The following is an 11,308-nucleotide window of genomic DNA, read 5'->3' as shown; positions in this document are numbered from 1 at the left end:
TCGGCAAAAGCACCTGGAATCGTCAAACGCACCGGAAACCACGCGGGTTCTCGAGCAGCTTCTATCGCGTTTGCCCCGAAACTCGCCTGCCGGCGCGAGCGGCTACGGAACGGTGCCGTTGACGTCGAACATCACCGCGGCGGTGCAGACGAGGGTGTCGCCATGGAGGGGGCGCAAGGCGTCGCGCATGTGGGAGAGCACGAGCGCCCATTCGCGGTTCTCGGCATGCTGTGCGAGGGTTTGCCGCCAGGCGAGGGGTTGCCGTCGCAGCGGGGCGAGGTGATCGAATGGCCCGCCGCTGGAGTTCCATTCGTCGCTACTGGATTGCCACATGAGCCACCGCTCGACGCCGCGCACGAGCAGGGGAATCGACAGCGTGGTTGGCGCGACGATGACGGCGGCGCGCGCGGAGCCGGGAGCGGTGTCGGGGATGTCGACATGCACGCGCTGGCCCTGCTCGAGTATCAGCACCATGGACACGGCGTCCTCGGTCCATTGGCAATCGAGGATGATCGCATCGTGCACGCGGTCGCCGTCCTCGTTGCGGAACTCGACGTTCATGCGGTGCCGTTGTCCTGGCTGGAAGCGCAGTGCTGCCGCACGAAACATTTCCGGAGGAGTCAAGCACGTCACTGTGAGGCTCACCCGGGCCACCTCCTCGGTGTCCTGGTCCGCAACTCCACGAACCACCCCTATTCTGTTATGCAGATCACATTTTTTTCAGCGGAATCGGGCAAAACAATCGTGTTTCGATTCGGGCACGGGTGATTGTGGATCGGGGCTTGCGCTGGGTCTCCTTCGCGGGACCCCAAGGAACAGCGGTCGTTCCCGAGGGGCTGGTCGGCAGTTTCGCCAGCCTGCGCTCACTGGCATTCCTGGCTATTCGCCGTCGCAGATATCGGTCTCGGGCACTCCGGGGAGCAACTGCTCCCATTCGTTGCTCGTGAGTGCAGTGCCGCGGGTTTCGCAGACCCAGGTGGCGGCGGACTCCGGGTCGCTCGCCCAGACGCGCACGTTTTTCTCCCACCCGGCGGCGGCGATGTGGTGGTCCTCGCCGATGAATACCGCATCGTTGGCGCGGCCCTCGTACGCGGTGGGAACGCCGAGGATGCGGGGATCGCTGGGGTCTGTGATGTCCCACATCCAGATCTGGTCGCCGGAGGTTCCGATCAAGCGGGTTCCGTCGGCGCTGAAGTCGAGCGAGTAGATGTCAACGCGGGGCCCGTGCAAGGTCGCCGTGATGCGGGGATCGTCCGGATCAGTGACATCGATGAGCCGGATGGCGGTATCGCCGCCACCGCCGCCAGCCGCGATGAGGGTGCTGTCGGGACTGAACTTGACGGCCTCGACGTGTCCTTCGAAGTTGCCCGCGTCGGCGAGGTACTCGAACTCGCCGGTGCCGGTGTAGCGCCAGATGGGCACGCCCCCGCCCGCGGTGCCGAGCGCGTAGAGAGCGCCGTCGGGGCTGAAGTCGCCGAGGTAGCCGCGGCCGCGCTGCGAGGGCAGGGCATCGAGAGCCCGGGGGCTCGTAGGATCGCTGATGTCCCAGACGCCGTTCTCGGGCCCGGCGTAGGTCTTGGTGATGAGGGTCTTCTTGTCGCGGGAGATCTCGAGCGCCGCGACGAGCGAGTCATGATCGTGGGCGACGGTGGCTAGCTGGCGGGGCCTGGCGGGATCACTGGTGTCCCAGAGGTGGACCTCGCCGTCGAGGGTGCCGGCCGCGAGGAGGGTGCCGTCGTCGGTGATCGCTGCGGTGGCGCTGAACTCGGGCACGTCGATTCGGCTGAGCCGTTGGGGCCGGGCGGGATCGGTCGTGTCGAGGAGGTGCACGCTCCGGTCGCCGCGTCCGGCTGTGACGGCGAGAAGCGTCCGGTCGTCGTTGTAGCGCAGCTGGAACACCACGCCAGTGATCCCGCCGAGGACGGGGCCGGGTACGGGCCAGATGCGGATGATGCCGTCGTCGCCGCCGGTGATCAGCGTGTCCTCGGTGGCGGTGAAGGCGATACCTGTGAGCAGCGCGGGCGAGTGGAACCGGGTGAGCTCGGTGCCAGTGGCCCAGTCCCAGGTGCGGGCGGTCTGGTCGGAGCTCGCGGTGGCGAGGATGCTGCCGTCGTTGGTGAAGGCCACGCCGTTGACCCAGCTATCGAAGCCGGTGAGCGGTTCGAGGGACGTGGGGCTCGTGGGGTCGGTGATCTCCCAGCGCCGCACGTCAGCAGCGGTCGTGGCGGCGGCGACATATCGGCTGTCCGGGCTGAGCGCGAGCCCGTTGGCCACGATCGTCCCGTCTCCCTCGAGTGGCTGGTCGCTGAGCAGGCGTGGTTCGCTGGCAGGCGCGCTGACGTCCCAGAGGCTGACGGTGCCCGCGTTGGTGGAGGTGGCCATGATGCGGCCATCGGCGGAGTGGGCGATGGCCGCTCTCGCCTGGGGCAGTGGGTTGTCGGGAACGATGCCGGGCAGCGCCAGGGGGCTAGCGGGGTCGGTGAGGTCCCAGCGGAGGATGCCGCCGTCGGGAGTGCCCGCGACGAGGATGTGGCCGTGCGGGGCGAACTGCGCATCGTGGACGGGCTCGTTGTTGGTATCGAGCGCGGCGAGGAACGAGGGCTGCTCGCCGTCGAGCTGCCAGAGCACAAGCCCGCTGCCGCCACCGAACGCGGCAAGCGACTCATCCGGGGAGAGCGCCGCGGCGTAGGAGTGGTGGTTGCCCTCCTCGCCGGTGGTGAGGGTGCTGGCTAGCGTGGGCGCGGAGGCGTGCCCGTTCATGCGGTAGATGTGTGCAGTGCCGTCGGCGGACGTCGCGATGAGGGTGCTCCCGCTGCGGGAAAGCGCGAATCCGGTGGCACCCGGGGCGTGCGCGAGGCGCATGGGCGTGGGTGTCGCGGTGGCGTCGAGCAACGCGGTGCGCGATTCGATCGTGGGATTGATGCGGTACGCGGCGAGAGCGAGCTGCGCGGCGAGGGCAGGGGTGTCCTCGCGGGTGCGTTGTGCCTGCACAGCGGCCTGCCGGGACATCGATTCGTTGCGGGCGAGCTCGGCGTTGCTGCGCTGCTTGCTGGCGTACACCCCGGCAGTGGCAGCGGTGATCGCGGCGACCACCGCGATGATCGCGATCGTCGCGAGAGAGGCATTGAGTCGGCGGAGACGGTCCTGCCGCGCGGCATCCCCCGCGCGGATCTGCTCATGGTGCCGGGCGCTCGCGGCGAGGAACTCGTGCTCGAGGTTGTTCAGCTCGGCATGGTGGTCGTCGGTGCTGGCCCAATGGCTGAAGACCTCGAGGCGTCCAGCTCCCAGCAGGGTGCTGGGGTCATGCTGGGAGTCCCGCCAGAGCCGCGCGGCCATGGTGATGCGGCGGTGGGCGACGAGGCTGTCCTTGTTGTCCTGGATCCACTGGCGCAGGCGGGCCCATTCGCGGAGGAGGATCTCGTGAGTGATCTCGACCGCGTCCTCGGTGAGCGTGAGCATGCGCTGGTCGGCGAAGAGCTCGATGGTCGCGCGGATGGTGTCCCGGTCACGGGTGTCGAGCATCTCGGCGAGGGGCACGCGGCGCCGTGTCTCGGCGGGGCCATCGACAGTGACGAGCCGCTGGAAGACGCGTCGTGCGAGCTCCTGCTGGGCGGGTCCGAGCGCGGCGAAGGTGCTCTCGGCGGTCTGTTGCAGCGCGCCCTTGATGCCGCCTGTCGCGTGGTAGTCGGCGACGGTCATGTGCTTGCGGCTGCTGAGCGCCCAGGTGCTGAGCAGCGCATGGGAGAGCAGCGGAAGGGCGCCCGGGTCATGGGTCTGGGCAGAATCGCGGGGCGCGAGATCACTGGCCAGCACCTCGACGAGGCCGCCCTCGAGCGTATAGCCGGCGCGGGCGGCGGGCTCGGTGATCACGGTGCGCAGCTCGTCGCTCGTGAGGGGCCCCACGACGAGGGTGTTCTCGCGCAGGGGCTGGAGCAGCGTGGGCTCGTCGACGGCGGCGGCGAAGAAGTCGGCCCGCAGCACGAGGATGATGCGCGGGCGGGCAGCGAGGGTGGTGAGCGATTCGAGGAACGCCCTGCGCTGCGCCTCGTCGCGGCATTGCGTCCACACCTCTTCGAGCTGATCGATGCACAGCACAGAGTGGTCATCGACGCTGGCCTCGGCGAGCGCCTGGAGGGGGGTGCTGCCTGGCGTGATCAGTACCGGGGCGAGGGGCTGGCCGCGGTCAGCGCGACCGGCGGCGAGCGCGGGCATGATCCCGGCCCGGAGGAGCGAGGACTTCCCGGCGCCGGAGGCACCGATGATGACGAGCGCCATTCCGGGCTTGCGGGCGAGGCGATCGAGGGCCTCGCTGACGAGGTTGTCACGGCCGAAGTACCATTCGGCATCCTCTGGGGCGAAGGCGTCCAGTCCCTTGTATGGAGCATGCTGGTCGCCGCCGCGGCGCCCGGGGGAGCGGCGGGCGCGCACGACGGCCTGCCACCATTCCTGCTGTTGCTCCGGGTCGGGCACTCCGATGGCGGCGAGGAGATCATCGAAGGCGGGCTTGCTGGCGTTGGTGGGAACGTGGTGGCCGGCGAACCAGCCGCTGACGGTGCCGTGCAGCACGCCGGACTTCTCGACGACGTCGCGGATGGTGAGATCCTGCTGGTTGCGGAGCGCGGTGAGGGCAGCGCCGAGCTCGAGGCGGTTGGTGATCATGGTGGGGCTCACCGCTCGGCTCCCGTTGTGGCTTTTGCCCGATTCGCTCATAGTGCAGGACATTAGAGGATCGGTGTGACATTCCCCATACATGTAGGACATTTGCCCGACAGGTCATCTCCGGCGTTGCCTGAGAATGCGCTGAGATCTTGGTCGCGCGCGGGAGCGCCCGGAATCGCCGTCCCAGGGGCCGCGTTGTACCGGATAGGCTTGCGTCGCCCCCCATCACTGCCGCATCGCCGGTAACGTGGGGGGACCAGAACGGGAGGAGACGCCCATGAGCACGTCAGAACGTCCCCGCGACCGCGAAGAACTGAACCGGGAGATCACGGACCTGCAGTCCGAGATCAGTGGCCTGCGCCGCCAGCTCGCGACCAATCCGCAGAAGGTCCGTGAGCTAGAGGCGCGCATCGAGTCCCTCGCCGCCCGCAATGCCAAGCTCCTCGACACGCTCAAGGAAGCACGCCAGCAGCTCCTGAACCTGCGCGAGGAGGTCGACCGGCTCGGGCAGCCTCCGAGCGGCTACGGGGTGGTGGTGGGCATTCCGGATGATGAGACGGCAGACGTGTTCACCTCCGGGCGCCGCATGCGCCTGCAATGCTCCCCTAACGTCGATGCGTCGACCCTGCGCAAGGGCCAGACCGTGCGCCTCAACGAGGCGCTCACCATCATCGAGGCAGGATCCTTCGAGCAGATCGGCGAGATCAGCACCCTGCGCGAGCTGCTCGACGACGGCCACCGTGCCCTCGTGGTAGGGCATGCCGATGAGGAGCGCGTCGTCTGGCTCGCCGAGCCACTCGTCAATCCCGAGCAGACCGACCCGCTGGTGCCGCCACGCGTGCTGCGCCCCGGTGATTCCCTGCTCGTCGACACCAAGGCGGGCTACGCGTTCGAGCGCATCCCCAAGGCTGAGGTCGAGGATCTCGTGCTCGAGGAGGTGCCCGACGTCGACTACCTCGACATCGGTGGCCTCTCCCGGCAGATCGAGCAGATCCGTGATGCCGTCGAGCTGCCGTTCCTGCACCGCGATCTCTTCCGCGAGTACGCGCTGCGCCCGCCCAAGGGCGTCCTGCTCTACGGCCCCCCAGGTTGCGGCAAGACCCTCATCGCCAAGGCCGTGGCCAACTCGCTCGCCAAGAAGATCGCCGAGGCCCGCGGAGAGGACACCAAGGAGGCGAAGTCCTTCTTCCTCAACATCAAGGGCCCTGAGCTGCTCAACAAGTTCGTCGGCGAGACCGAGCGCCACATCCGGCTCATCTTCCAGCGTGCCCGCGAGAAGGCATCGGAAGGCACGCCCGTCATCGTGTTCTTCGACGAGATGGACTCGATCTTCCGCACGCGCGGCTCCGGCGTCTCCTCGGACGTCGAGACCACTGTCGTGCCCCAGTTGCTCAGCGAGATCGATGGCGTCGAGGGGCTGGAGAACGTCATCGTGATCGGCGCATCCAACCGCGAGGACATGATCGACCCCGCGATCCTTCGCCCCGGGCGCCTCGACGTCAAGATCAAGATCGAGCGCCCCGATGCCGAGGCAGCCATCGACATCTTCTCCAAGTACCTCACCAGCGAGCTGCCCATCAGCGAGGACGACATCGCGGAGTTCAGCGGGGACCGCGACGCCTGCGTGCACGGCATCATCGAGCGCGTGGTCGAGCGGATGTACGCCGAGAGCGAGGACAATCGCTTCCTCGAGGTCACCTACGCCAACGGCGACAAGGAAGTGCTGTACTTCAAGGACTTCAACTCCGGCGCCATGATCCAGAACATCGTCGACCGGGCCAAGAAGTTCGCCATCAAGGAGTTCCTCGACACCGGCAAGCGAGGACTGCGCGTGCAGCACCTGTTCGATTCGATCGTTGACGAGTTCTCCGAGAACGAGGACCTGCCCAACACCACCAACCCGGACGACTGGGCGCGCATCTCCGGCAAGAAGGGCGAGCGCATCGTCTACATCCGCACCCTCGTCACCGGCAAGAACGCCAGTGCCAGCCGGGCCATCGACACCGAGTCGCAGACCGGACAGTACCTGTAGGAGGCGCTCGGTCGGCTGGGCGTACCCATCTGGACCGGCGCCGCCCAGTAGGGCCCGGATGGACCGGTGCCGCAAATCGCCTATGAAACCCAACACGAAACGGATATAGACGGCCGCAAGCGTTGCGTTTCATAGGCTTATTGCCGAGCGAGCCCGGCGGCTAGCCCAGCAGCACGGACTAGCCCAGCGGCACGGAATAGCTCAGCGCCACCGACTCCGCGTGCGTTGCCCAGAACACATCGGAGTTGGGGTAAGCGCAGGTGATCGAGACCTCGCCCGCTACACCTCCTTCGAGAACGACGAAGGCGGTGCCGGACTCATCGACGGGCACCCATCCGTCCTCCTTGATGACCAGCCCGGCCTCGGCGGGATCGGCGCGGCAATCCATCTCGGGGTCGGCGCCCTGGATGAGGACGGCGGTGGCGATGCCAGCGTGTTGCTCGCATGTCGCGTGCCTCATTGGCTTGGTCGCGATCTCCTTGTCCGGATGCTTCGCGCCCCGCCGAAGCTGCTGCCACGCATTGGTCCTCGCGCCCGGCCGCCCCTTGCGCCGGAGAGATCGCCTAGGCTGTGGTGTCATGCAGCGCATCATGGGCACGGAAGTGGAATACGGGATCAGCTCGCCGGATGACAAGTCCGCGAACCCGATCCTCACCTCGACCCAGGCGGTGCTAGCCTATGCCGCGGCGGCGGGGGTGCCGAGGTCGCGCCGTACGCGGTGGGACTACGAGGTGGAGTCCCCGTTGCGTGACGCGCGTGGCTTCGACCTGGGTCGATACAGCGGCCCGGCGCCCGTGATCGATGCCGACGAGGTCGGCGCGGCCAACATGATCCTCACCAACGGCGCCCGGTTGTATGTCGATCATGCGCACCCGGAGTACTCGGCGCCCGAGGTCGTGGATCCGCGGGATGCGGTGATCTGGGACAAGGCCGGCGAGCGCGTGATGGAGGCGGCCGCGCGCTATAGCTCCTCGGTTCCGGGCAACCCCCGGCTGCAGCTCTACAAGAACAATGTCGATGGCAAGGGTGCCTCGTATGGCACCCATGAGAACTACCTCATGCGGCGGGAGACGCCGTTCGCGACGATCGTCGCTGGTCTCACGCCGTTCTTCGCGTCGCGGCAGGTGATCTGCGGGCAGGGGCGGGTCGGCCTCGGCCAGCACGGTGACCAGGAGGGCTTCCAGCTCTCCCAGCGGGCCGACTACATCGAGGTGGAGGTCGGGCTGGAGACGACGCTCAAGCGCGGCATCATCAACACCCGCGACGAGCCCCATGCTGATGCGGCCAAGTATCGCCGCCTGCACGTCATCATTGGTGATGCGAACCTCGCCGAGACCGCGACGTACCTCAAGGTCGGCACCACCGCGCTGGTGCTCGACATGGTGGAGGCCAACAACGATTTCGCGGACCTGCAACTGCGCCACCCGGTCGACGCGGTGCACGCGATCAGCCATGATCCGACGCTGAAGGCAACGGTGGAGCTGGTCGATGGGCGCGAGCTGACGGGGTTGCAGATCCAGCGCGAGTACGCCGAGCGGGTGAAGGCTTTCCTGGACCGGCGCGGCGACGACGATGAGCGGGCGCGCCATGTGCTCGCTACCTGGCTGGAGGTGCTGGGCAAGCTCGAGGGCGATCCGATGGATTGCGCGGACCTGCTTGATTGGCCGGCGAAGCTGCGCCTGCTCGAGGGCTTCCGCAAGCGCGAGGGACTGGCCTGGTCCGCGCCACGGCTGCACCTAGTGGACCTGCAGTACTCGGATGTGCGGCTCGACAAGGGGCTGTACAACCGGTTGGTGGCACGCGGATCGATGAAGCGCATGGTCACCGAGGAGGAGGTGCTGCGAGCGGTGGCGAATCCGCCGGAATCCACGCGCGCGTACTTCCGCGGGGAGTGCCTGCGCCGGTTCGGCGCGGATATCGCGGCGGCAAGCTGGGACTCGGTGATCTTCGACCTGGGTGGGGAGTCGCTGGTCCGGGTGCCGACGCTGGAGCCGTTGCGGGGCACTAAGCGGCATGTGCAGGGCCTGCTGGATTCGGTGGGATCCGCGCGCGAGCTCGTGGAGAAGCTGGGTCGCTAGGCGCTGCGGCGCCGGCGCCGTCGGCGAACAACATCAGCATTGCGGGACGTTGTCAGGGTCTGCCGGTACTGTTGAATTATCGCCCGGGTGAACGAGATCCGACGCCCCGGCGAGACGCACCGATCGAGGAGGTGGCCGCTATGGCTCAGGAGCAGATCAAGCGGGGCGGTGGCAACGATGACGACGATGCCACCCAGGGGACCGGTACCGGAGGCCAGGAGCGCGTCGAGAAGCTCACGGAGGACACCGATGACCTCCTCGACGAGATCGATGATGTCCTCGAGGAGAATGCCGAGGACTTCGTTCGTGCCTACGTGCAGAAGGGCGGACAGTGACGGGGCAGGATCTATGGCGCATGATGCAGCGCGACGCGGGGGCGCAGCGGTACTCGCAACTGTCCTCGTTCAGCGATTACCTGCGCATCCATGCTCCCGAGCTGTTGCCGGGCAGCCGGTCCGCTGACCTTGGCGGTCGCGGCGGCGGCGAGGACCTGGCTCCGCACGGCACCACGATCGTCGCGCTCGCGTTCGACGGTGGTGTGCTCATCGCTGGCGATCGCCGAGCCACCATGGGAAATATCGTCGCAAGCCGGGACATCGAGAAGGTGTTCATCACCGATGAGCATTCCGCGGTGGGCATCGCGGGCACCGCAGGCGTCGCGGTGGAGCTGGTCCGGTTGTTCGCGGTCGAGCTCGAGCACTACGAGAAGATCGAAGGCGTGGCGCTGACGCTCGACGGCAAGGCCAATCGCCTGGCCACGATGGTGCGTGGCAACCTCGGAGCGGCCTTGCAGGGCCTCGCCGTTGTGCCGTTGTTCGTGGGCTTCGATGTGGATGCCGCGAGCGATGCTTCCGCGGGCCGGATCGTATCTTTCGACGTCACCGGTGGGCGGTACGAGGAGCACGCGGGCTACTACTCGGTGGGCTCGGGATCACTCTTCGCCCGGTCTGCCCTGAAGAAGACCTACCGCAAGGGCCTCGCGCGCGAGGAGGCCGAGCGCGCGGCGGTCGCTGCACTGTTCGATGCCTCCGACGATGACACCGCGACGGGCGGCTTCGATGCGATCCGCCAGCTCTACCCCACGATGGCTGTGATCACGCGGTCCGGGGCGCAAGCCGTGTCGGCGGAGCGGATCAGCGCGATCGCCGAGGAGATCATCAACCAGCGCAAGGCATCGGCAGGGGAGGATGAGCAGCCGTGACGTTCCCGTACTACGCATCCGCCGAACAGGTGATGCGCGACCGCTCGGAGCTCGCGCGCAAGGGCATCGCGCGGGGCCGCAGCGTCATCGTGCTCGCCTATGAGGATGGCGTGCTGCTGGTCGCGGAGAATCCCTCGACGGCGCTGCACAAGATCAGCGAGCTCTATGATCGCCTCGGCTTCGCCGCGGTGGGCAAGTACAACGAATTCGAGAACCTCCGTCGCGCCGGGATCCTCCACGCCGACATGCGCGGCTACTCCTATGATCGCCGCGACGTGACCGGGCGCGCCCTGGCCAACGCCTACGCGCAACTGCTCGGCACCATCTTCACCGAGCAGCCCAAGCCGTACGAGGTCGAGCTATGCGTCGCCGAGGTCGCCCCGCCCGGGGCAGGACGGCCCCCGCAGCTCTACCGCATCTCCTACGACGGATCGATCGCCGACGAGCGCAACTTCGTGGTCATGGGGGGCTCCACCGAGCCGATCCTCGCGGACCTGCGCACCACCTATCAGCCGGGTCTCGGGCTCGCCGAGGCGCTACGCACCTCCGTGACGGCGTTGCAGAAGGCGCCCGCGCCGGGCGGCCAGGCTGACACGCGCACCCTTGATCCCACTGGGCTCGAGGTGGCGGTGCTGGAGAGCACGCGCCCGCGCCGGGCGTTCCGCCGCATCCGCGGTGGCGATCTCGCCGAGCTGCTCGGATAGCTGGTCGCGACGGGAGCGACGGGCGGAAACCTCCGGTAGCCGCGCGCGAGTGGAAACTTTTCCCGCCTCACGCGGGAAAAGCTTCCACTGGGACCCGCGGCAGCCAACCCCGCGGCACCCGGCCCTGCCGCGGAACCCAGCCCCTACTCGACGGCGGCGGAGTCGGCGCTCCATAGGCGGCGGGTGAGCAGCGCCACCGAGACGCCGACGACACCGCCCGCGACGACATCGGAGGGCCAGTGCACCCCGGTGTGCACGCGCGAGTAGGCGACGGCGGCGGCGAGCGGGGCGATGAGGTAGCCGGCGAGGGGTGATTCGATCGCTACCCCGGTAGCGAACGCTGCCGCGAGCGCGGAGTGCGCCGACGGGAACGATGGGGTGGTGGGGGAGGCGCCGAAGCGGCGCGTGCCGGGGATGGCGTTCTCCGGTGGCCTGTTGCGCGGGAACAGCGGCTTGAGCAGCCGGCTCGCGACGAGGGTGCTGGCGCCGAGCACGACGGCGCCCCGCACCGCCCCGCGCCGGGCGTTGCCGCCGGAGGCCACAAGGATCGCGGCCACTCCCATCCACACCTGGCCCTTGCTGGTGGAGCGGCTGAGCGCGATCATCGCCCGATCCATCGGCGTGGGGCGCCAAT

At 68.0% G+C, this 11,308-nt stretch carries 9 protein-coding genes; 5 read left to right on the top strand and 4 right to left on the bottom strand.

From position 1 onward, the window contains the following. Nucleotides 1-102 precede the first annotated feature (102 nt). Both HT102_RS10475 and HT102_RS16310 read right to left on the bottom strand, forming a co-directional pair. Entirely contained in the window at nucleotides 103-561 is a 459-nt protein-coding gene (locus HT102_RS10475; protein ID WP_192039363.1) for a hypothetical protein, read from the bottom strand. A 318-nt stretch (nucleotides 562-879) separates the two neighbouring features. Continuing rightward, entirely contained in the window at nucleotides 880-4,671 is a 3,792-nt protein-coding gene (locus tag HT102_RS16310) for an nSTAND1 domain-containing NTPase (protein ID WP_192039362.1), read from the bottom strand. Nucleotides 4,672-4,936: 265 nt separating this feature from the next. On the opposite strand from HT102_RS16310, the gene arc reads away from it, so the two are divergent. Beyond that, entirely contained in the window at nucleotides 4,937-6,691 is a 1,755-nt protein-coding gene (gene arc, locus HT102_RS10465) for a proteasome ATPase (protein WP_192039361.1), read from the top strand. 178 nt (nucleotides 6,692-6,869) lie between these two features. On the opposite strand, the gene HT102_RS10460 is transcribed toward arc, so the two are convergent. Then, nucleotides 6,870-7,271 (bottom strand): hypothetical protein, encoded by a 402-nt coding sequence (locus tag HT102_RS10460; RefSeq protein ID WP_192039360.1) that lies wholly within the window; start codon nucleotides 7,269-7,271, stop codon nucleotides 6,870-6,872. Here HT102_RS10460 and dop point away from each other — a divergent pair. The 4 genes from dop to prcA all read left to right on the top strand — a co-directional run bounded on the left by dop (nucleotide 7,270) and on the right by prcA (nucleotide 10,674). Continuing rightward, nucleotides 7,270-8,769 carry a depupylase/deamidase Dop gene (gene dop, locus HT102_RS10455; RefSeq protein WP_192039359.1) on the top strand — a complete coding sequence of 500 codons (1,500 nt, stop codon included), beginning with the start codon at nucleotides 7,270-7,272 and terminating at the stop codon, nucleotides 8,767-8,769. The two genes, HT102_RS10460 and dop, sit on opposite strands and share 2 nt — an antisense overlap. 140 nt (nucleotides 8,770-8,909) lie before the next feature. After that, nucleotides 8,910-9,104, top strand: coding sequence for a ubiquitin-like protein Pup (locus HT102_RS10450; RefSeq protein WP_192039358.1), 195 nt, complete (start codon nucleotides 8,910-8,912; stop codon nucleotides 9,102-9,104). Continuing rightward, nucleotides 9,101-9,970 carry a proteasome subunit beta gene (prcB, locus tag HT102_RS10445; protein ID WP_408611343.1) on the top strand — a complete coding sequence of 290 codons (870 nt, stop codon included), beginning with the start codon at nucleotides 9,101-9,103 and terminating at the stop codon, nucleotides 9,968-9,970. The genes HT102_RS10450 and prcB overlap by 4 nt, the downstream gene beginning before the upstream one ends. After that, on the top strand, nucleotides 9,967-10,674 hold the full coding sequence (gene prcA / locus HT102_RS10440; protein WP_192039356.1) for a proteasome subunit alpha: 708 nt from the start codon (nucleotides 9,967-9,969) through the stop codon (nucleotides 10,672-10,674). Before prcB ends, prcA begins: the two co-directional genes overlap by 4 nt. A gap of 143 nt (nucleotides 10,675-10,817) precedes the next feature. Here the strand turns inward: prcA and HT102_RS10435 are convergent, their stop codons facing one another. After that, complete coding sequence (locus HT102_RS10435; RefSeq protein ID WP_192039355.1) at nucleotides 10,818-11,279, bottom strand: phosphatase PAP2 family protein; 462 nt, start codon at nucleotides 11,277-11,279, stop codon at nucleotides 10,818-10,820. Nucleotides 11,280-11,308: the final 29 nt, after the last annotated feature.

The organism is Lolliginicoccus lacisalsi (assembly GCF_014841105.1).
Lineage (GTDB): Bacteria > Actinomycetota > Actinomycetes > Mycobacteriales > Mycobacteriaceae > Lolliginicoccus > Lolliginicoccus lacisalsi.
This window is presented reverse-complemented; position numbering and strand designations above follow the sequence as displayed.